The following is a 23,564-nucleotide window of genomic DNA, read 5'->3' on the forward strand; positions in this document are numbered from 1 at the left end:
TCTAATGTTCAAAGACATAGTCTGAAAAACGCTCTTCAACCTCATCGAAGGCTGCAAATACATCTATAGAATCATCACTGGTCACCATTTTCATTCGGTATTCTTTAAAGTCAGGAATCCCTTTGAAATAGTTAGTATAATGACGACGCGTCTCAAAAACACCCAGTTTTTCACCTTTCCAATCTATTGCCATTTGTAAATGTCTACGGGCAGCATCTATGCGCTCTTGTATTGTAGGAGGTGGTAAGTGTTCTCCAGTTTTAAAATAATGCTTTACTTCTTTAAAAAACCAGGGGTAGCCTATGCTAGCACGGCCTATCATCGCGCCATCTAAACCATATTCATCACGCATTAAAGCAGCTTTTTCGGGCGTGTCTACATCACCATTCCCAAAAACAGGAATATGCATTCTTGAATTGTTTTTAACTGCAGCAATAGGTCTCCAGTCGGCGCTACCTTTATACATTTGGGCACGGGTTCTTCCGTGTATGGAAATCGCCTTGCAGCCCACATCCTGTAAACGTTCTGCAACCTCCACAATTTTGATAGAATCGTGATCCCAACCCAAACGGGTTTTTACGGTAATAGGAAGGTGTGTATGCTTAACCATAGCTTCGGTTAGGGAAACCATAAGGTCTATGTCTTTTAGAATCCCGGCACCGGCGCCCTTAGAAACCACTTTTTTTACAGGACAACCGAAGTTGATATCTATAATATCTGGCTTTGAAGCTTCAACGATCTCTACACTTTGCAACATCGATTCGAGATTTGCTCCAAAGATCTGAATGCCTACGGGTCGTTCTTTCTCGTAAATATCGAGTTTCATCACGCTTTTAGCAGCATCACGAATAAGGCCTTCACTCGAAATAAATTCAGTAAAAACCACATCTGCACCCTGCTCTTTACACAATGCGCGAAAAGGTGGATCACTTACATCTTCCATAGGTGCTAAAAGCAACGGGAAGTCTCCTACATCAATATCTCCTATTTTTGACAAAACGATAAATTTTTTGCAAAATTAAGCAATGTTTTGCTAAGTAAGTGTGTAGTTTATATACGTAAAAAAAGAGTGTAGCTTTAACTATTGTTTTGTTAAGCGCTTTTCTTCTTCAGTATTAATATCTCTACTGTTGTCGCTTAACTTAAAGTTTCCGAATTTATAGCGTAATCCAACTCTTATTTTTTGAGATTCTGGCATTGCGAAGAACGTATTGTTTTGATTCCCATATTTTAAAGTAAGCGGGATATTCATCGTATTAAATATATCTTCAGTACTAAAAGTCGCCGTTAACCTCCCATTCATAAAGGTCTTCTGTAGATCAAGACTTAAAGCATACTGCGGTCGATCGTATTCATAAGAACCGGCCAGAATATTTGACATAAAATAATTTGTAACTGTTGCGGTAAGCGATTGATCTATTATTAAATAATTCAGCGTTCGTAAATAAACACCATTAATATTCTTTTTCACGTTATCGACCTGACTTTCGAGTGCTTTAAATTCGTTTTCCATATTATAAAAGGAAGATTCGACACTCATCCACATCCAATTGGTAACAAATTCAGAATACGTAATATCAAAGCTGAATTGTCGCTCATAATTGAGATTAGTATTCACACTTCTTAAGGTCAAATCCTGATTATTCTGAAAAGGTAAACGGCTCATCGCATTATCTATACGATCCCAATATAGATCAAAACTCAACTTATTTTTAAACGTATAATTAAATTGAATTCTATTAGCTATTGCAGGCTGAATATTAGGATCTCCTTCCTGAAAATTATTTTCATTTAAGAAATATCTAAAAGGATTCAAGCTCTGAAAACGCGGCCGATCAATTCTTCGGTTATAGGTCAAGCTAAAAGAATGATTTTCAGACGGGTTGTTAGTAATGTAAACAGTAGGAAACAACTCGAGATATTCTTGTGTGTTTACAACTCCCAATGTTCGTGAGTCGCCATTAGCAGCTGTATATTCTCCTCGTAAACCGCCTTTAAAACTCCATTTATCCCAATCTCTAACAAAGCTGAAATAAGAAGCGTATATATTTTCGGTATAATCAAAATTATCATTTAAAATAGCGTCAGAATCACTCACATTTCCGGCAGTATTGAAAAATTCCTGTCTACTTTCAGAGTTAATTACTGAATATTTAACTCCGGTTTCAATTGCCCAATTTTCTAAGCTTCCGGTATAATCTAACTGTCCTGTATAAATTTGAGAATTTTGAGTAGGTATGGTATTGAACGCATTTGCATTTAAAAGGTTTCCCTGGTTAGAGAAATAACGCGTGTTTACAGATTGAATTTGATTATCTGTGTAATCAATATAGTTTGCAATCGCAGTTAGCTTCGCACCATTTTCTCCCAGTTCTTTATCGTAGTTTAAACTAAAGATTAGATTATCACGGTCATTCTCAAGTAGGCTTTGTGTGGTATATAAAGAATCAAGCTGTCCCTGGGGATTATATGTTTCTGTTCTACCGCTAATATCTGAATCTGCTTTAGGCGTATGTAAGATATTAGCGCTAAAGCTTAGTAATTCGGTTTCACTTAACGTGAAATCTAAAATAGTATTTAGGCTATGTGAAAATGTACGGGTATCGCGTTTAAATAAATCTTCCCAGGTTGCTTTTTCGCTTCCATCGGGGTTATAAAATTGTACAAACCCCTCATCGGTTTTGGTATCAAAACGTGAATTAAAGGTATAACTGGCATATGCATTTAACCAGTCGGTTTTATAGTATTGGCTTGTTCCTACGGCATATTTAGGAACAATACCCACGGTGTTTGAAGCATTAATACTTCCTTTATATCCTATCGATAGATTTTTTGAAGTAATGATATTTAAAATCGCACCGCCTTCTGCATCGTATTTTGCCGGTGGTGTAGTTATAACTTCAACAGATTTTACATTGACTCCGGCAAAACCTTCAAGCAATTGCTGCAATTCTTGACTTGTTAAATAAACTTTTCGGTCATTTATATAAATCTGTGCCGGCCTGTTTTTCACTAAAATCTGATCCTGATTTATAATAACTCCGGGCGTACGCTTTAGAATATCGTATGTTGATCCCGAAGAAATCGCGGTATTTTCTACATCAAACACCAGACGATCAATCTTGCGTTGTATTACTGGTCTTTTTGCTGTAATGGTAATTTCATCCAGAAATTCTGCACTGTCTTCTAATGTAAAAGGAGGAAGAATACTAGCGTCTTTAACATCAATAGGAGTGCTGTAAAAATCTTTATAGCCTACAAAACTTACTTTTATTAAGTAGCGGGCTATCTCTAAATCTGAGAATTTAAAAGAACCATCATCTTCACTTACTGTCCCTTTTACAAAGCTAGAATCTGCTGCTTTAAGCAATAAGACATTTGCAAAGGAGACCGGTTTCTTCTTAGAATCAATGACTTTAGAAGAGATATCATACTCCTGTGCAATTAGTGCCAAAGGAGCAAGAAATATGTAGAATAATATTGTGTTCCGCATAGAAAATCAAATCTAATGTAATTTTAATGTTAAAGCTGAATGAATTTTGACCTTTTTTTAAACTTTAAGAATATTAATTCCCTTAAAATAGATTTATTAGAAAATGGCTTTTCTAAACTGTATATTTGTGCGCTAAAGCGACTTTAGTGTCGCACGATGAAGAAAGTCTATGAAGAACATTCGCAATTTTTGCATTATAGCTCACATTGATCACGGTAAAAGTACCCTTGCAGATCGTTTACTCGACGCTACGGGTTCTGTTACAGCACGTGAAAAACAAGAGCAACTTTTAGATAATATGGATCTTGAGCGTGAACGTGGTATCACCATTAAATCGCACGCTATACAGATGGATTATGTACATAACGGTGAGCCATATATACTCAACCTAATTGACACTCCCGGTCACGTAGATTTCTCATATGAGGTTTCTCGTAGTATTGCTGCCTGCGAAGGCGCTTTGCTAATTGTTGATGCAGCTCAAAGTATACAGGCACAAACTATTTCTAACCTATATCTGGCTTTAGAAAATGATCTTGAGATTATACCTGTTTTAAATAAAGTTGATTTACCCAGTGCAAACCCTGAGGAAGTTACAGACGATATTGTAGATCTTTTAGGTTGTAAACATGAAGATGTAATTCCTGCAAGTGCAAAAACAGGTTTGGGAATTCAGGAAATTTTAAATGCAATTATTGAACGTATACCTCCTCCTAAAGGTGTGGTAGACGAACCGTTACAAGCACTTATTTTTGATTCGGTTTACAATCCTTTTAGAGGGGTTGAAACCTATTTTAGAGTTTTAAACGGGGAAATTAAAAAAGGCCAAAACATCAAGTTTATGGCTACCGGTAAAACTTACTTTGCAGATGAAGTAGGAACGCTTAATCTTAAACAAACTCCTAAAAAAGTAATTAAAACAGGAGATGTAGGTTACCTTATTACCGGTATTAAAGAAGCAAAAGAAGTAAAGGTAGGGGATACTATCACAGATGCAAAGACGCCTACTACAAATATGATTGAAGGTTTTGAAGATGTAAAACCTATGGTATTTGCAGGTATTTATCCTGTAGATACAGAAGATTATGAAGATTTGCGCTCTTCTATGGAAAAACTGCAGCTAAATGATGCTTCTTTAGTATTTGTACCGGAAAGTTCTGCTGCTCTTGGTTTTGGTTTTAGATGTGGGTTTTTAGGAATGTTGCATCTTGAAATCATACAGGAACGCTTAGAGCGTGAGTTTGATATGACTGTAATTACTACAGTACCTAACGTATCATACCATGCGTACACAATTAAAAACAGAGATACGCCTATCTTAGTTAATAACCCTTCAGATTTACCAGACCCTTCTGGGATAGATCGCGTTGAAGAACCATTTATAAAGGCTTCTATAATTACTAAAGCAGATTTTGTAGGTCCTGTAATGTCTCTATGTATTGAAAAGCGAGGTCAGATCACAAATCAAACTTATTTAACTCCAGAGCGTGTTGAATTGTCTTTTGATATGCCGCTTGCTGAAATCGTTTTTGACTTCTACGATCGTCTTAAAACGGTTTCAAAAGGATACGCTTCTTTTGATTATACACCTATAGGTATGCGTGCATCACATCTGGTTAAGGTAGATGTATTGTTAAATGCGAATGTAGTAGATGCACTATCTGCACTTTTACACCGTGACAATGCCTACGATATTGGCAAACGAATTTGTGAGAAATTAAAAGAGCTAATACCACGTCAGCAGTTTGATATACCTATTCAAGCTGCAATAGGGGCTAAAGTTATTGCAAGAGAAACGGTAAAGGCTTTACGTAAAGACGTTACCGCAAAATGTTATGGTGGTGATATTTCGCGTAAGCGTAAACTTCTTGAAAAACAGAAAAAAGGTAAAAAACGTATGCGTCAGGTAGGTAACGTTGAAATACCACAGGAAGCATTTATGGCTGTTTTAAAACTTAATGATTAATGCAAAAGAAACAACTCATAGGCCTGGGATTAATTGTGGTTTGCGGCGGGTTAAGTCAATGGACGCCTGCTAAAGAAAATCAACTTATGGTCTGGCTTATGGCACTAGGAGCAATGGCAGGAATGCTGCTGGTCTTATCAGAATATTTTACTTCAAAAAAAGAGTCTTAGTTAAGACTCTTTTTTTGAAGTAATTCTTAAGAATTAGTACTGTTTAAGTAAAATTTTTGCTCCATTAGTTCTACCAGATTCTAAAGCTGCTTCTACAATTTGAATATCACGTAAACCTTCAATCCCTGGGGCAGTCATGTCTTTATTTTCTAGGATAGAGAGCGCATCATCATCCATTTGCAGCGTTTGTTGATTGCAATTGCAAGGTTCAAGCTTTTTCCCATCACTGGTACTACCCTGAACTCCCGTATAACTCTGAAAAGGGGACAGCTCATAGTTTCCATCTTTACAAGCTACTTTTAAAAAATTTATATTGTCAGCATAAGTTACCCGGCCTTTAGCTGTTATCCCGTCAGGAAATTCTACGTCAAAATAGGTGATTTCTTCAGCTCCGTTTGTAAACAGCGTTTTGCGTTGAGTTACGTGTTTTGCGGTTAATGATACTGGTTCGAGACCCGTTGCATAACGCATTGCATTTATAGGGTAAACACCCATATCATAGATTGCACCTCCTCCTTTTGCACCATCTAATCGCCAGCCTGCATCAGCACCAATTTTAAAACCGGCTTCTGTGTGTACCTGCTCTAAAGCACCGTAGGGTTGTGTTTTAGACCATTCTATGATTGTCTTTGTGTTTTCTTCATGTTGCATACGGTAGCCTATTGCCAGTTTTACTCCGTTTTTATCGCAAGCATCTATTATTTCCCGACATTCTGCTACAGTCATTGCCATAGGTTTTTCGCAAAAAACATGTTTACCAGCTTCAGCGGCTAATATGCAGAATTTTTTATGTAAAAAAGTAGGTGTAACAATGTACACTACATCAATATCTTTATTATCAACTATTGAAGACAGATTTTCATAATTATAAATATTACTGTCTTTAATCCCATATCTATCTTTCCAGGTAGGAATTTTTTCAGGACTTCCTGTGACAATACCCCTCAACTCTATATGCTGCGTTTTCTGAAGCGCAGGAGCTAAATTGTTTGTAGCGTAACTACCCAGACCTAAAAGTGCAATGCCAAGCTTCTTATTAGGTTTTGAACACGCTAAGTAAGGAAATGGAATCGTAGTGGCTGCAACGGCGAGACCAGATTTTTTAATAAACGAACGTCTGTTTTGCATTTTATATTTTTTAGAAATTTACAGAACAATTTGATATTAAAACACATACCCGCAATCACTTAGCAAAATTTTAATATACGTTGCTACTATAAAAATAAAAAATGCACGAATCCTTAAAATTATTCAATAAAAAAAGGGACTCAATTTGAATCCCTTAAATATTATGCTTCTGGCTCTTCTATGACCAGTTTCTCTTTAACCGGCATTTTTTCTGGATCAAATGGTTTTCCTAAATAAACCAACTTAGTATCTACATATGAATCTACCTCAAGATCGTCTATATTAGATTTTAAAATTTCGAGTTCGCCAGATTCCTTTTTCAAAAATATAGGAATACTATTTTTATCTGCTCGGGTGCTTTCTATCAATTTCTCAAACATCTCTTTAGAATCTATATTAACTTCCTGAATAGTGGGATGTGCGCGGGCCACTTCGGTTAGGCGAATAAAATCGTCTGTAGGTGAAAATAATCCGCCTTCGGGACTGCTTTGAGGATTTTTCATCTCATCTGGAGTAATGAGTCTAAATGCGCCATTTTCACCAAAAATATCTTTAAATCTATTAATAGCATATTGATTTATATCACCATTACCGGTTAGTGCCATCAAATATCCTACATCATTAAGTTCTATATTATTCATTAAGCTATCCGAATAAATGCTGTCTTCAATAGCTTCTAGACCGCGTTCTTTTGCTTTTTCGATATTCACACTGTTACTGTCAACAAGTACAACGTGACGACCACCTTTCATCAAATATTCTGCAATAATTCGGGAAGCTTTAGACGCACCTATAATCACGATACCTTTAGATTCAGTTAAAAACACACCTACAATTTTAGCAAAAAGACGTGCCGTTGTTGCGTTTAATAAAACCGTTCCTAACACAATCATAAATACAAGAGGCGTGATATATTCTGCCCCGGCAACACCTTCATCTACCAGTTTTAATCCAAAGAGTGAGGCAATACCTGCAGCAACAATACCACGTGGGCCTACCCAACTTACAAACAGTTTCTCATTAAACTTGAGACCAGATCCTTTTGAGCTTAAGAATACCCCTATAGGTCGCAACACAAAAACAACAATAGCAAATAACAATACCGCCTTCCAGGTATAAACGAGATATAAATCTTGTATTTCTATGTTTGCTGAAAGTAGAATAAACAGCAACGAAATAAGAAGTACACTTAGCGATTCTTTAAAGTATAAAAGCTCTTTTAAGTTGGGTAATTTCATATTACCCATTACCATACCCATCACCACTACAGAAAGAAGACCGCTCTCGTGCGCAAATAAATCTGAAAGTATAAAAACGCCCAATACAGAAGCGAGTGTAAATACATTTAATAAGTAATGCGGAATGACTTTTCGTTTGATACATAAAGCCAATGCGTGTGCAAAAGTAAAACCGAAGGTAAAACCAAAAAGTACAATTTTACCAAACTCTTCAAGAGCGGTTAATGTAAACTCGCTACCGGCATCTACACTAATAAACTCAAATACTAATACGGCAACAAGAGCTCCTATAGGATCTATTAAAATACCTTCCCATTTTAAGATTGTCGAAATATCTTTTTTAAGCGGAATATTTCTAAGAATGGGTGTAATCACGGTGGGTCCCGTAACTATTATTAATGCAGAGAATAAAAACGATATACGTAAACTTAAATCAAAAATATAATAGGCAGCAGCTCCCGCTCCAAAAAACGTAACCAAAGATCCTACAATAATTAACTTTGTAATCACGGGGCCTACATTTTTTATCTCACTAAAACGCAGTGTAAGGCCTCCCTCAAAAAGAATGATCCCAATTGCCAGTGACACAAAATTAAATAGCCGCTCTCCGGGAAAAATACCCACTTCACCATTCCATATAGGTTCAATCCATTTTGAACCGTCATAAGTAAATAGGGTAGAGATAGGTCCCACAAAAAGCCCGATAAGTATAAGCGGTAAAATCGCCGGAATTTTAAACTTCCAGGCAACCCATTGTGCTAGTATTCCTAATATAATGATTCCTCCCAGTTCTAACATGAATTCAATTTTTTGCTATGATACGTTTTTCTGCATTGATTCTAAAGCGCACAAAGCCGTTTCCGTGTTAAATATAGCTTAATTAGACGGCTAGAAAAATTTGATTTAACGTGCTTTTAGTATTTTGCAAGACTTTACCTAATAATTGAGGTGTGCCTTTTAAAAAAATATGTGATAATGCTATGTGGTATTTTTTAAAATTCAGCACATATCAACTGGTATACAGAACGCAACTATATGATAATACACGCAATTGACGCCGGCAGTTTTAAATTAGACGGTGGTGCTATGTTTGGTGTGGTTCCTAAAACATTATGGACACGTACAAACCCCGCAGATGCAAATAATATGATAGACATTGGTGCACGATGTCTGCTTATTGAACACAGCAATCGCCTAATACTTATAGACACGGGAATGGGAGATAAACAAAGTGATAAATTCTTTGGTTATTATCATCCCTGGGGAGATGCTACTTTAGAAAAATCACTGAAGCAAAAAGGTTTTCACCCAGATGATATCACAGATGTTTTTCTTACACATTTGCACTTTGACCACAGTGGAGGATGCATTAAATGGGCTGAAGACGGCAAAACCCTGATACCTACTTTTAAGAATGCAATTTACTGGAGTAACGAAGATCATTGGGAATGGGCAACAAAACCTAATGCTCGTGAGAAAGCTTCTTTTTTAGAAGAAAACATTCTACCTATTAAACAAAGTGGCCAATTGCGGTTTGTTGATAAACCTCAAAACGCTTTTTCTGCAACATCAGAACTTAATTTTGGTATTTTGTTTGCAGATGGTCATACCGATAAGCAAATGATTCCGCATATAGAATACAAAGATAAAACCCTTGTTTTTATGGCAGATTTGCTTCCTACAGCAGGCCATTTACCATTGCCTTATGTAATGGGTTTTGATACAAGACCCTTGCTCACCTTAGGTGAAAAAGACACGTTTTTGAAAGAAGCCGCAGATAATAATTATTATTTATGGCTAGAGCATGATGCTCACAATCCCATAATCACAGTAGAACATACAGATAAAGGGGTTAGACTTAAAGAACGTTTTAAAATCGAAGACGTCCTGTAAACCAGACCTCTTACTTAAGTTAAAAGCGAAAACCTTCAAACAAAAATTTAAATAACAACTCCTATAAAATGAAAAGAATTTTTATTGCAGCATTTAGTGCTGCACTGTTTCTAAATGCTTGCGGTACCGCACCATTACTTACCATACCGGAAGAAAATGTAGATAAACTTCCTTTAAAAATAAGTGACCTCAGCGAAGACCAATTGAAGAATTGGCCGATGATGGATATCACTATGGACACCGTGCCGGGTATGAGTGTTGAGAAAACCTATGCCGAACTTATTAAAGGCAAAGGGACTTCTGTAATTGTGGGTGTCGTCGATAGCGGTATAGATATTACGCATGAAGATCTTAAAAATGTATTGTGGACAAATCCTGGGGAAATCGCCGGTAACGGTATTGACGATGACAAAAACGGATATATTGATGACGTGCACGGCTGGAATTTTCTAGGAGACATCGTTCAGGAACAATTAGAGAAAAGCAGAATCGTACAGAAATACGATGCACAGTTTAAAGGCAAAACTTTAGATCAAGTACCTGCTGCTCAAAAAGAGCTATTTAAAACCTATACCAAGGCTAAAAAACAGGTAGAAACAGAGCGTGATGAATTAATTCAGCAAAAAACGCAATACGATGGCTTACTTGCAGCCGTAAAAACTGCTCATGCTGCTGCTACAGAAAAATTTGGGAAAGAAGATTATACTGCAGAAGATGTTGCTACATTACCCGCAACAACAGCGATGGAGGAACGCAATAAAGGTGTGCTTACTCAAATGCTAACGTATGCAGATACGATTCCAGAATTTTTAGTAATGCTTAATGAGCAACTAGAAAGCATGACAGATCGTCTTAATAACAATTACAATCTAGAGGGTAATTACCGTAGTGTTTTAGGTGACAATCCTGATGATATTAAAGATGCTGTTTATGGTAATAATAATGTAACAGGACCAGATCCTGATGCTGCTTTACACGGTACACACGTTGCCGGTATTATTGCTGCTCAACGCGATAATGGGATAGGGATGAATGGTGTTGCAAACAATGTGAAAATTATGACTGTGCGTGCTGTGCCAGACGGTGATGAGCGCGACAAGGATATCGCATTGGCTTTACGATATGCTGTTGACAATGGAGCAAAAGTAATCAATACTAGTTTTGGTAAATACTTTGCTACAAACCCGGAGTGGGTTTACGATGCAATAAAATATGCTGCAAAAAAGGATGTTCTTATCGTAAATGCTGCAGGTAATGAGAGTATAGATCTTGATATGGGTGATACGGTATATCCTAATGATCAATTAGATAATATTACCGAGTTTGCAGATAATGTGATTACTGTAGGTGCTTTAAATTATAAATACGGTGGTAAACTGGTAGCAAGCTTTTCTAACTTCGGAAAATCTAATGTAGATGTTTTTGCTCCCGGTGTTCAAATCTGGTCAACTACACCAGGTAATTCATACCAGTTTTTACAGGGAACTTCTATGGCTTCACCAGAAGTTGCAGGTGTAGCTGCAATGTTGAGATCATATTACCCTCAATTTTCTGCTGCACAAATAAAGCAGATTATTTTACAGAGTGGTGTAACTACTAATATTCAGGTTTCTGCAGGTGAGGAAGGTGAAGTGGTTAAACCATTTTCGGCGTTATCTAAAACAGGTAAAATGGTTAATATGTACAACGCCTTTAAAATGGCCGAATTATCAAAATAATTTGAATAAAATCCCGAAAAATTAAAGGTTAGCTTTCAATTTTTCGGGGTTGATTCTGATAGTGTTTAATACCTCCTAATTGGTAAAATCTAAATGAATATGAATTTAAAAGCTTTAATAAGTCTTTCATTTTTAAGTGTTTTTGCTTTCGCGCAGGCACAAAACAATACATCTTACTGGCAACAACACGTTGACTATAAGATGAATGTTGATATGAATGTAGATAACTACACTTATACTGGTACACAAGAATTGGTATATACAAACAATTCTCCAGATACATTAAGTCAGGTTTTTTATCATCTTTATTTTAATGCGTTTCAACCGGGAAGTGAAATGGATGTACGCTCTTTAAACATTAAAGATCCTGACGGAAGGGTTAAAGACCGTATTTCAAAATTAAAGCCAGACGAGATAGGGTTTTTAAAAGTTGATAAACTATCTCAAAACGGAACTCCCTTAACCTATCAAGTTGCAGGGACTGTTCTTGAAGTTAGACTGGCAAAACCTATTGCACCAGGTGAAAGCACCACTTTTAATATGAATTTTAACGGGCAGGTGCCAGTACAGATACGCAGAAGCGGTCGCGATAATGCTGAAGGTGTAGCGCTGTCTATGACGCAGTGGTATCCTAAATTAGCAGAATATGACTTTGAAGGTTGGCACGCAGACCCCTATATCGCTCGTGAATTTCACGGCGTTTGGGGAGATTTTGATGTTAAAATAACGATAGATTCAGAATACACTATAGGTGGTACCGGTAATTTACAAAACCCGGAAATAGGTCACGGTTATAATGAGCCAGGTCAAAAAGCGGTTAAACCTGTAAAAGGTAAATACACCTGGCATTTTGTAGCTCCTAATGTACACGATTTTGCTTGGGCAGCAGATCCTGATTATATACACGATAAATTAACCGCAGAAGATGGTACAGTACTTCATTTTTTCTTTAAAGACGATAAAGAAATCATAGAAAACTGGAAAAAACTACAACCTAAAACAGCAGATTTATTAATGTACTATAACGAGCATGTAGGTCCTTATCCTTATGATCAATATTCTGTGATACAAGGTGGTGATGGTGGTATGGAGTATGCGATGTGTACATTAATTACGGGCGGAAGAAATTTAGGCAGCCTTATAGGGGTTACTGCACACGAGTTTGCCCATACCTGGTTTCAGTTTTTAATGGCTACCAATGAGCAAAAACACGAGTGGATGGATGAAGGTTTTACATCTTACATCTCTGATGAAGCAATGAATGTAGTTATGAATGAGAAAAAACCAAATCCGCAAGCAGGAAATTACAATTCGTATTTTAGACTCGCTACAAGCGGCTTTGAACAGCCACAGACAACCTATGCAGACCGTTATGCTTTAAATGCAGCATACGGCGCTTCTGCATATTCTAAAGGTGCTGTGTTTATGGCGCAATTAGGTTATATTATAGGCAAAGAGAATCTTGATAAAACCATTAAGAACTATTACAAAAACTGGCATTTTAAACATCCTACGCCTAACGATATTAAACGTGAGGCAGAGAAGGTGAGTGGTATGCAGTTAGACTGGTATCTTGTAGACTGGACGCAAACTACAAATACAATAGACTATGCGATTAAAAATGTAGAAGAAGTAGACGGTAAAACTCAGGTAACATTAGAGCGTAAAGGCCTTATGCCAATGCCTATAGATTTTTACATCAATACTACAGATGATACCAATGAAGCCTATTACATTCCGTTAAGAATGATGCGTGCAGAAAAACCTAATCCATTTCCAGAAATGAAACGTACGCAACTGGAAGACTGGCCATGGGCAATGCCTACGTATACATTTACGATAGACAAACCGCTTTCAGAAATTAAAGCAATGACTATAGATGCACAACAATTATTGGCAGATATAGATAGGTCAAACAACAGCTGGACACAGACTAAATAAAATTTAATAACTTAACTTAAAAAGCCGTTTTCTTCACAGGAAACGGCTTTTTATATTTGGATTGTTTGCCAAGTCTTTTTTCAATTTTTCCGATATTTAAAATTATCAATGCTATCGTACTTTATGAAACGCTTCTCTTTACTTCTGTTACTTGTTATTACTTCAGTTTCCTGTCAAAATAAAGATCAAGAAAACACCCTTCCTGAACCCGGAATTTCAAAAGATCTGGCAAATTTTCGCAAAGCGCAATTAAGTGATATCACCTACAATTTAGATTTTAGCATCCCTAAAAATCTTGAAGATTCAATACCAGCCAAATTAGAATTAGAAGTTACAATTCACGATGCTTCAAGACCGCTTTATCTGGATTTTAATGTAAATGAAGGTCTTATAAATAGGGTAGTGGCAAACGGAACAGATGTCTCTATTCTACATAAAAATGAGCATTTAATTATTCCTTCAGAAAGCCTTCTGGAAGGCTCTAATACATTTACAATTGACTTTATTGCCGGTGAACAATCACTTAACCGCAATTCAGATTTTTTGTACACGCTTTTAGTTCCCGATCGTGCGAGTACGCTGTTTCCGTGTTTTGATCAACCTAATTTGAAAGCAAATTACATTCTAAAAATAACCGCGCCTAAAGAATGGGAAGTCTTGTGTGGTGCACCCGAAATTAGTACTAGCACAGCAGGCGATTTTACTACACATCAATTTGGAAAATCTGATAAGATGAGTACCTATCTTTTTTCTTTTGTAGTGGGTAAATTCAACACCGCAACTCAGAAGGTTGATGAGCTCAACATGAAAATGCTGTATCGGGAAACAGACTCCATTAAAATTGCAAACAGTTTAGATCCTATTTTCAAATTACATGCAGGAGCTGTAGACTTTCTTGAAGCTTATACTGCGCAAAAGTTTCCGTTTCAAAAATTAGATTTTGCATCAATTCCTATTTTTCAATATGGTGGGATGGAGCATGTAGGCGCTATTCAGTACAAAGAATCTTCATTGTTTCTAGATCATACAGCTACTGAAAATGATAAACTGGGACGCGCAAAACTTATTGCTCACGAGACTGCGCATATGTGGTTTGGTGATTTAGTAACGATGAACTGGTTTGATGATGTGTGGATGAAAGAAGTATTTGCAAATTTTATGGCAGATAAAATTGTAAATCCTGCATTTCCCGATGTAAATCACGATTTACTTTTTGTGCTCAATCATTATCCCGGTGCTTATAGTGAAGACCGTACACAGGGTGCAAACCCCATACGACAGCAACTAGATAATCTTAAAAATGCAGGTTCTTTGTATGGCGGTATTATTTATCATAAAGCACCTATTATGATGCGCCAGTTAGAACTTGCTGTTAGTGAAAAAAAGTTTCGTGAAGGAATACAAGAGTATATTAAAACCTATGCAAATGACAATGCTGTTTGGGACGATCTGGTAGGTATACTCGATGCCAGAACAACAATTAATTTAAAAGAATGGAGTGACGTCTGGGTAAATCAAAGTAGTAGACCGGTTTTTACAGATAGTATAGTTTATAACGCACAAGGCAAAATAAAATCATTTGTACTCTCACAACATGCCGAAGATAACACAGATAAAATATGGCCTCAGACCTTTAAAATAGGACTGGTTTATGCAGATTCTACGCATAGCATTACGACAACAGTTGCAGGTGCACAACTTAATCTAAAGATTGCGCAAGGTTTACCAAAACCACTACAAATCATTTATAACTATGACGGAATGGGTTATGGTATTTTTCCGCAAGCGGAAGAAGCGCTAACACAAATTCCTGAAATTACAGATGTTGTTGCCCGTGGTTATAGTTATATCAATAGTTATGAAAATTTGCTTAACGGAAGTATTGCACCATCTGCAGCTTTTGAACTTTTTAAAGAAGGAATAAAAACCGAAACAAATGCCTTAATTCTGCGTCAGATTACGAGTCAAATGGAAAGTTTATATTGGACCTATTTTGATGATTTACAACGGGAAGCTCATCAAAAAGAATTAGAAGATTTAGTGTACACCCAACTCCAACAAGACTTACCCGCAAATATTAAAAAGACCTTATTTGGCTTGTTTAGCAGTATTGCTTATTCTAAAACCGGAAAAGAAAGATTATATGCTATTTGGGATAAGAAGATTGAAATAAAAAATCTAAAACTCAATGAGGATGATTATACCGCAATGGCTATGAACCTGGCAGTATATAATCATGAGAATAGAGCAACTATCTTAAAAAAAGCTGAAACTGATATTACAAATCCTGATAAAAAAGAACGTTTTAAGTTTTTGCTACCGGCATTGGCCGCAGATACCACAACTCGCAACGCATTTTTTGAAGGATTAAAAAACTCAAAAAATAGAGAAAAAGAATCCTGGGTGATTTCTGCACTACATTATATAAACCACCCATTACGTCAGGAAGACGGACTTAAAAATTTAGAAACTTCGCTAGAATTGCTAGAAGAGATTCAATTAACGGGAGATATTTTTTTTCCAAAAAATTGGTTGAATGCAACGATAGGAAAGTTTTCTTCTGCTGAAGCATACCAAATACGCGAGGCATTTTTAGCTGCACATCCTAACTTAAATCCGGTTTTAAAAAGCAAATTATTACAAGCTACAGATGATCTTGACCGTGTGCAAAAGATGCATAAAACCATAAAAAACTAAAAAGCAAAAGCTTAAGAATATATCTCTGTAGTATATAAGTTAGCTATATTTACACCTCAAATCCTTTCGCCGAATGGCAAAAAAATGAATCAAACTTTCCCTAAAAAAGAACATTTAAAACGTAAAAAACTCATTGATCTTCTCTTTAAAGAAGGTCAAAAAGTGAGTTCATATCCCTTGTTGCTTTTTTATACTAAAGCACCACTTTTTGAAGAAGGAATAAACATACAAGCTGGGGTTTCTGTTGCTAAGCGTAATCACAAATTAGCAGTTACCCGTAATCGCTTAAAGCGATTGATGCGAGAAGTTTATCGCAAAAATAAAACTGATTTTCAAACAAATGAGGGCACATTTGCGTTTATGTTTATTTACACGGGACGAGAAGTATTGACCTACTCAGAAATTGAAAAGGCTATGTTGAAGTTGATCTCAAAATTTAATACTAAAGAGAATCGACCTTTAGAAAATATGTAGCTTAGTAGATCCAGTAACCGCAATTTTGAGAGTATTTGAACTACTTGTTATTATAAACTAAAATATAGGTTATGAAGATTCTAGGCTTTACGTTGCTGAGTTTAATGTATATGTGCGGTTCTCCTTCTAGTGAGGTTGAAAATATAGGAGCAATGCATATCGAAAATGATGTATATGCAGATGAGCAACCGGCTCCCAATTTGCAAGTAGCTGACATCGAACAAAAAATCATTAAAACGGGAAGAATACGCTTTGAAACGCAAGATCTGATACAAACACGCACTCAGGTTTTGAAAGCTGTAGAAGCTTCAAATGGGTATGTACAAAATGAGAATTCGGGTAAAGATTATTCTGGAAATTTTCAAGAGTTAGAACTGCGTATTCCTACTCAAAATTTTCAGAAAGCACTAGATTTAATAAGCGATGGTGTAGCTTTTTTTGATGAAAAATCTATTTCAAGACGCGATATAACCGAAGAATTTATAGATCTAGAAGCCCGTCTTAAAGCTAAACGCGAACTAGAAATGCGTTATCTCGATTTATTGAAAAAAGCAAATTCGGTAAAAGATATTTTAGAAATAGAACGAGAACTTTCAGTAATACGAGAAGAGATTGAGTCTAAACAGGGTCGTCTAAATTACTTATCAAAACAGGTTTCGTACAGCACTTTAACTGTTAATTTTTACAAGATTTCAGTCGAAAATGGAATTACAAAATCGTATGGTTCTAAAATTTTACAGGCAATAAAAGGCGGTTGGCAAGGTATTTCTACCTTTTTACTGGGTCTTATTTATATTTGGCCGTTTATTATTATTTTAATTGTGGCTATTTTTTTATTACGCAGATGGCAAAAAAGAAATGCTAAAAAGAGAAATTCATCAATATAGAATTTATGAGAAAGAGAATACTGGTTTCGGTAACAGCAGTGGTAATTTTATTTACAACAGTTAGTTTTAAGAGTGATTTTTTTGAGATTGCTAAGCAGATTGAAATATTTACCACCTTGTTTAAAGAGCTTAACATGAATTATGTTGATGAGGTAAATCCGTCAAAATTAATGGACGCTGCCATAGAAGGTATGCTTTCTGAACTGGACCCGTATACAAAGTATTGGACCGAGCAGGAGGTTGAAGATGCCCGCATTAATAACACCGGAGAATATACCGGTATAGGTGCTTCAGTAATTTCAAAAGATAAAAAAATTATCATTCTGGAAGCTTATAAGGACTATCCGGCAGATAAAGCCGGTTTAAGAGCGGGTGACGAACTTATTAAAATAGGAGATATTACTATTGCAGATTTTAATGCTGATGCGGGTGATTTACTGCAAGGAGCACCGGGAACTTCGATTCCTATTTCTTTTAAACGCCAGGGTACTTTAAAACAAACAACTCTTAAACGCGAAGAAATAGATATTAAAGCCGTACCCTTTTACACCTTAATTGATGGTAGCATAGGTTATGTGGTTTTATCTAAATTTAATAAAAAAGCCTCGTCTGAAACTGCAGATGCCATAAAGCAACTAAAGAGTGAAGGGGCCACTTCTATAATTCTTGATTTAAGAGGAAACCCCGGAGGTTTATTAACAGAAGCTATTAATGTTAGTAACTTGTTTATTCCTAAGGCAAAGATTATTACCACTACAAAATCTGTTATTGAGAAATACAATCAGGAATACCGCACACCTAATGATCCTCTAGATGTTGAAATACCTGTTGCTGTGTTAATAAATGGTCGTAGTGCATCTGCCAGCGAGATTGTTTCGGGTTCTTTACAAGATTACGATCGTGGTGTTATTGTAGGAGCTAGAAGCTTTGGTAAAGGTCTTGTACAGCGTCCTAAAGAACTTACTTATGGTACGCAGTTAAAAGTTACTATATCCAGATATTATACACCTAGTGGTCGTTGTATACAGGCACTTGATTACTGGAACCGGGATGAACAGGGTAATGCAATACGTACAAACGTTGCAGATTATAATGAGTTTAAAACAAGAAGGGGAAGAACAGTTTATGATGGTGGTGGAATATTACCCGATATTGAGGTAGAATCTGCAAAATTAAGCGCGATTACTGAAGCTCTTTTAATGGATCAGGCTATTTTTGATTTTGCTACAGACTATTTCTACAAGCATAATTATGATAGTTTAGAAGATTTTAAATTTACCAGTACAGACTATACAGCTTTTAAAACTTTTCTTGAACAAAAAGGATTTACATACCAGACGCAAACTGAAAAAGATTTAGAAAAATCATTTCTTACTGCAGAAAAAGATAACCTTCAAAAAGAAATTAGTACTCAATATGCTGGTCTTATGAAGTCTATAGATACTGCTAAAAAACAACAACTAGATTCTAAAGAAAAAGAGATTTCTAATTTAATAATAGATGAACTTGTAAAACGGTATTTCTATAAAGAAGGTTTGTATGAATATCAAATTAAACATAATGAAGAGATCGCAGAAGCAATTTCAATATTAAAAGATACGAAGCGCTATTCTAAGATCTTAAATAAATAAAAGGCCCTATTATTAAATAATTAGTACTGAAATTCAGTATTTTAACAATAATACATTAGGGTTTAACCCTATCTTAAGATTATTAACAATTTCATTTAGTATCTTCTGTTTATGATAACTATAGATAAGGATACCGATAAGAACACAGAAATTTTAGGAACTGCAATTAGCTATTTAGAAGATAGAGGATTTGAAAATATAAAGGCCGATACAGAGGGCTTTGAGAGTCCGAAATCATATATTAAACGAGGTAGCGAAGTATCAATCACACCAGATATTGTAGCAGAGCGCGATGGTGAAAAACACATTTTTGAATTGAGCTTGAAATCTAAAAAACCGAGACTTTTAAAATCTAAATGGCTTTTTCTTGACGTTTTAAGCGATATGAAGAATTTTAAATTTAAAATTCTTACAACTCGTGGACATTACAAATTTACAGACGAGATGTTAGACAGTATTAGCTTAAATAAAACACCGGTCAAGATTTAATTGCACCATATATAACAAAACTAGAAACCGCCAAAAGGCGGTTTTTTTATTTAGTTCTAAGCATTTTAATATGGGGAATGTTATCTTCTAAATAGCCCTCACCAACTTCAACAAAACCAAGTTCATTGTAAAATTTCTTAAGATACGTTTGCGCAGAAATTTGAATAGTGTTTATTTCAAAACGTGTTTCTAACTCTTTTATAGAGGCTTGCATAATTAGCTTACCATACCCATATTTACGTTGGTTCTGCTTTGTAAGAACACGGCCTATACTGGCCTCATCAAAATAGTTTCCTTTGTTAAAAATTCGCGTATAGGCAACTAACTCTTTATTTTTATAACCCAATACGTGAATAGCTTTTTGATCTTTATCATCTATATCCTGATACACACAATCTTGCTCAACTACAAAAACGGCAGAGCGTAATTGCAACAATTCGTAAAGCATATGTATGTCAAGCTGATTAAATTCTAGTATTTTAATTTCCATAGTTTATATCATTTTCCTAAGTATAGTGCAATTTTCAAATTTTAAAATAGTTGTACCTCTATTTTTGGTATTAAAAAATTTGAAACTAGCAATTAGAATTAAGGTTGAGTATAAAAGTTTATATAGGTTCTGATTTAGAAAATACCGAAAAATATCTCTTTGTTTAATTAAATATTAGTTGATAGGATCATTAAAGATTATTTGTTAATAGTGTTACCATAAAATTACTTTGAAATAGTGCGCGTTAACAAGAAGAAAATTTTAAATATACTTAATATTCAATGAGTTAACATTTAGTTAACATGACTGTTCATAAGTTGTCATCAAAAAAGTAAAATGAAAATTGCTTTCTAATTAAAAAAAAACAAAGCAGAACATGGGTAATACCATGCAAGTAAATCTTCCTATTTTTTGTATTCACTTTATGAGCAATCAAAAAGGTTATTTTTAATAAATGTTAGTAAAAACTTATCTAAAATCTTCATTTAATTAAGGTTATCAACAATTGTTAACAGCTACTTAAATTAGCTTGATAATCAAAGGATTTAAGTTGTATAATGATATTCATAATACGTTTACAACTACCCATAATTAATAAAACAAGAAAAATATACCTAAACTTATACCGCTATTAACAAACTATAATAACAATCAGATTTTATTTAAATTTTAAAAAAGAAATATGATTATTATATATATTGTTAACATCTAAAATTTCAGAAAAAAAAGAGCTCCTATTATGGAGCTCTTTTCTTATAATTTAAAAATTGATATTTAGAATTGTGAATTTACGTACGTAAATACGACTATTATGCCAAGTATAAATATACTTAGAAATAGGATTAGAATTTTGTTCTTCTTGATACTGAGTATCTTCATAGGTTTACTAAGAATTCAATTAGATGTAAAATTAAGTTAATTTTAACAACTGGGAACTATTTTAGATTAAGAATTGGTTACCAAACGATTAAATAAGGATTTTAGGAAGCGTATTCCACTAAGATTAACTTAAAGTTCACGTAATAGCTCCTTTAGTTTCAGCTAATAACCCTAATTTTACGAATATTAAATACAAAGCATTGAATGCCAAATAAAAAAAGAAGAAGACCCACTACACAAATTGCTGACCTTTCTCAGAAAATACTTAAAATTCTAAAAAGAGAACCTGGTAAGCTATTCAACCATAAACAAATTGCTGCTAAGCTTCAGGTAGATGATCCTAACAGTCGCAATGAGATTGTAAAAGAACTATCACAACTCACAGCTAAAAAGCATGTAGAAGAAAAAGAACGCGGAAAATTCAGTTTTAACGCTTCCTCGCATTACCATATCGGTAAACTTGATTGTACTTCAAAAGGTGATGGTTATGTTATAGTTGAAGGAATGGAACAGGATATTTACATTCCTAAAAATAATATGAATAAAGCCTTAAATGGCGATACGGTTAAAGTTTACGTTTATAAACAACGTAGAAGTAAAAAACACGAAGGAGAAATAGTAGAGGTAATAGAGCGTAAAACAGATGAGTTTGTTGGCGTGATACAAATGCAAAAAAGTTTTGCGTTTGTAAATACCTCTGCAGAAGGAAAAATGCGTACCGATATTTTTGTACCTAAAAACAAAATAGGGGACGCTAAAGATGGTGAGAAGGTTCTTGTGAAAATTGAAGACTGGCCAGAAAAAGCAGATTCTCCTTTTGGTCGTGTAATACAAGTTCTGGGAATGCCCGGTGAGCACAATACCGAAATACATTCTATTCTTGCTCAATATGGTTTACCTCACGATTTTCCTAAAGAAGTAGAAGAATACGCAAATAATATTGATACCAGTATAAAAGAGGAAGAGATTAAAAAACGTCGCGATATGCGTGATGTTTTGACGTTTACGATAGATCCTAAAGATGCAAAAGATTTTGATGATGCATTAAGCTTTCAAAAGTTAGAAAATGGTAATTATGAGGTAGGAATTCATATTGCAGATGTATCGCATTATGTAGTTCCCGGTACCATTTTAGACGATGAGGCTTATGAGCGTGCAACTTCGGTTTATCTGGTAGATCGCGTGGTACCTATGCTTCCTGAAATTTTATCAAATAATGCCTGTTCTTTACGACCTAATGAAGAAAAGTACACCTTTTCTGCAGTTTTTGAATTAGATAAATCTTCAGGAAAAGTCTTAAATCAATGGTTTGGACGTACTGTAACGTATAGCGATGCACGTTTTGCTTATGAAGAGGCGCAACAAATTATAGAAACACGGGAAGGTAAAATACCTGCTGAAGTTTCTATCACCGGTAAAGAATATACTTCGCCAGATTCTATTGTAGAAGCCACTTTAGAATTAGATAGATTGGCAAAAATTATGCGTAAACAGCGTATGAAAAATGGCGCTATCTCATTTGATAAAGTAGAAGTAAAATTTAATTTAGATGAAGATAATGAGCCTGTAGGTGTATTCTTTAAAAGTTCTAAAGATGCTAACAAGCTTATTGAAGAATTTATGCTACTTGCAAATAAAAAAGTTGCAGAGTTTATAGGTAAGCAATCTCCAAAAAAGACCTTTGTTTATCGTATTCATGATGAACCTAATGATGAAAAACTGGCTGCGCTACAAACAATTGCAGGAAGATTTGGTTACAAAATGAATTATAAAGATCGTAAGAGTACAACAGCATCTTTAAATAATTTACTAAGCGATGTAGCCGGTAAAAAAGAACAAAATCTTATAGATACCTTAACGATACGTACTATGAGCAAAGCGGTTTATAGTACAGATAACATAGGTCACTACGGTTTGGCTTTTGACTATTACTCGCATTTTACTTCACCTATAAGAAGATATCCCGATGTAATGGTACATCGTTTATTACAGCATTACCTGGATCAGGGTAAATCTGCAAATGAAGAAGAGTATGAGCAAAAGTGTAAGCACAGTAGTGATATGGAATATCTTGCAACAAGTGCTGAGCGTGACTCTATTAAATACATGCAGGTTAAATTTATGCAAGATCATAAAGATGAGATATTCTTAGGTGTTATATCTGGTGTTACAGAATGGGGTATTTACGTAGAGATTATAGATAATAAATGTGAGGGTATGATACGCTTGCGTGATATTAAAGGTGATCACTATGATTTTGACCAGGAGCAATATGCTATTGTAGGCAGAAAATCAAAGCAAACAATCACTTTGGGTGATGAAGTTTATGTTAAGGTTAAAGAGGCAGATTTAGTTAAGAAACATCTTGATTTTACATTAATTGGCACAAAAGCCGAATACGAAAGTAAAGCTAAATAGCTTTTAATAGTGTAACAACTCATGGTTGCGCTTGTCTTTAGATTATAAACTT

General features: G+C 35.2%; 16 protein-coding genes. 11 read left to right on the forward strand and 5 right to left on the reverse strand.

The annotated features are described in order from the left end of the window. Position 1: 1 nt before the first annotated feature. The gene (dusB, locus tag ACEN25_RS08465) at positions 2-997 is read right to left on the reverse strand and encodes a tRNA dihydrouridine synthase DusB (protein WP_441802528.1); all 996 of its coding nucleotides are present in this window, start codon (positions 995-997) and stop codon (positions 2-4) included. Between the two features lie 84 nt (positions 998-1,081). After that, positions 1,082-3,493, reverse strand: a complete 2,412-nt coding sequence (locus tag ACEN25_RS08470) for an outer membrane beta-barrel protein (RefSeq protein WP_441802529.1) — start codon at positions 3,491-3,493, stop codon at positions 1,082-1,084. A 169-nt stretch (positions 3,494-3,662) separates the two neighbouring features. Here ACEN25_RS08470 and lepA point away from each other — a divergent pair, with 169 nt between their 5' ends. Together lepA and ACEN25_RS08480 are read left to right on the forward strand one after the other, a co-directional pair. Then, positions 3,663-5,459 (forward strand): translation elongation factor 4, encoded by a 1,797-nt coding sequence (gene lepA / locus ACEN25_RS08475; RefSeq protein WP_441802530.1) that lies wholly within the window; start codon positions 3,663-3,665, stop codon positions 5,457-5,459. After that, positions 5,459-5,629 carry a hypothetical protein gene (locus ACEN25_RS08480; RefSeq protein WP_159106033.1) on the forward strand — a complete coding sequence of 57 codons (171 nt, stop codon included), beginning with the start codon at positions 5,459-5,461 and terminating at the stop codon, positions 5,627-5,629. The genes lepA and ACEN25_RS08480 overlap by 1 nt, the downstream gene beginning before the upstream one ends. Before the next feature lie 33 nt (positions 5,630-5,662). Here the strand turns inward: ACEN25_RS08480 and ACEN25_RS08485 are convergent, their stop codons facing one another. Together ACEN25_RS08485 and ACEN25_RS08490 are read right to left on the reverse strand one after the other, a co-directional pair. After that, complete coding sequence (locus ACEN25_RS08485) at positions 5,663-6,757, reverse strand: Gfo/Idh/MocA family protein (protein WP_441802531.1); 1,095 nt, start codon at positions 6,755-6,757, stop codon at positions 5,663-5,665. A 161-nt stretch (positions 6,758-6,918) separates the two neighbouring features. Then, positions 6,919-8,793 carry a cation:proton antiporter gene (locus tag ACEN25_RS08490; protein ID WP_441802532.1) on the reverse strand — a complete coding sequence of 625 codons (1,875 nt, stop codon included), beginning with the start codon at positions 8,791-8,793 and terminating at the stop codon, positions 6,919-6,921. A 237-nt stretch (positions 8,794-9,030) separates the two neighbouring features. Here ACEN25_RS08490 and ACEN25_RS08495 point away from each other — a divergent pair, with 237 nt between their 5' ends. The 8 genes from ACEN25_RS08495 (at position 9,031) to ACEN25_RS08530 (ending at position 19,725) form a co-directional block, all read left to right on the forward strand. Further along, on the forward strand, positions 9,031-9,888 hold the full coding sequence (locus ACEN25_RS08495) for an MBL fold metallo-hydrolase (protein WP_441802533.1): 858 nt from the start codon (positions 9,031-9,033) through the stop codon (positions 9,886-9,888). 68 nt (positions 9,889-9,956) lie between these two features. Next, complete coding sequence (locus ACEN25_RS08500; RefSeq protein WP_441802534.1) at positions 9,957-11,606, forward strand: S8 family peptidase; 1,650 nt, start codon at positions 9,957-9,959, stop codon at positions 11,604-11,606. A 99-nt stretch (positions 11,607-11,705) separates the two neighbouring features. Then, positions 11,706-13,547, forward strand: a complete 1,842-nt coding sequence (locus tag ACEN25_RS08505; protein WP_441802535.1) for a M1 family metallopeptidase — start codon at positions 11,706-11,708, stop codon at positions 13,545-13,547. A gap of 123 nt (positions 13,548-13,670) precedes the next feature. Beyond that, positions 13,671-16,244 carry a M1 family metallopeptidase gene (locus ACEN25_RS08510; RefSeq protein ID WP_441802536.1) on the forward strand — a complete coding sequence of 858 codons (2,574 nt, stop codon included), beginning with the start codon at positions 13,671-13,673 and terminating at the stop codon, positions 16,242-16,244. Positions 16,245-16,328: 84 nt separating this feature from the next. After that, the gene (gene rnpA, locus ACEN25_RS08515; protein WP_441802537.1) at positions 16,329-16,718 is read left to right on the forward strand and encodes a ribonuclease P protein component; all 390 of its coding nucleotides are present in this window, start codon (positions 16,329-16,331) and stop codon (positions 16,716-16,718) included. A 71-nt stretch (positions 16,719-16,789) separates the two neighbouring features. Next, complete coding sequence (locus tag ACEN25_RS08520) at positions 16,790-17,605, forward strand: DUF4349 domain-containing protein (protein WP_441802538.1); 816 nt, start codon at positions 16,790-16,792, stop codon at positions 17,603-17,605. A 5-nt stretch (positions 17,606-17,610) separates the two neighbouring features. Beyond that, positions 17,611-19,236 carry a S41 family peptidase gene (locus ACEN25_RS08525; RefSeq protein WP_441802539.1) on the forward strand — a complete coding sequence of 542 codons (1,626 nt, stop codon included), beginning with the start codon at positions 17,611-17,613 and terminating at the stop codon, positions 19,234-19,236. Positions 19,237-19,347: 111 nt separating this feature from the next. Next, entirely contained in the window at positions 19,348-19,725 is a 378-nt protein-coding gene (locus ACEN25_RS08530) for a hypothetical protein (protein WP_396510087.1), read from the forward strand. Positions 19,726-19,771: 46 nt separating this feature from the next. Here ACEN25_RS08530 and ACEN25_RS08535 read toward each other — a convergent pair whose 3' ends face one another. Then, positions 19,772-20,215, reverse strand: a complete 444-nt coding sequence (locus ACEN25_RS08535; protein WP_441802540.1) for a GNAT family N-acetyltransferase — start codon at positions 20,213-20,215, stop codon at positions 19,772-19,774. A gap of 1,083 nt (positions 20,216-21,298) precedes the next feature. Between ACEN25_RS08535 and rnr the strand changes: the two genes are divergently transcribed. Beyond that, positions 21,299-23,512: a ribonuclease R gene (gene rnr / locus ACEN25_RS08540; protein WP_441802541.1), complete on the forward strand. Its 2,214-nt coding sequence runs from the start codon at positions 21,299-21,301 to the stop codon at positions 23,510-23,512. Positions 23,513-23,564: the final 52 nt, after the last annotated feature.

The organism is Leeuwenhoekiella sp. W20_SRS_FM14 (genome assembly GCF_052119605.1).
GTDB lineage: Bacteria > Bacteroidota > Bacteroidia > Flavobacteriales > Flavobacteriaceae > Leeuwenhoekiella.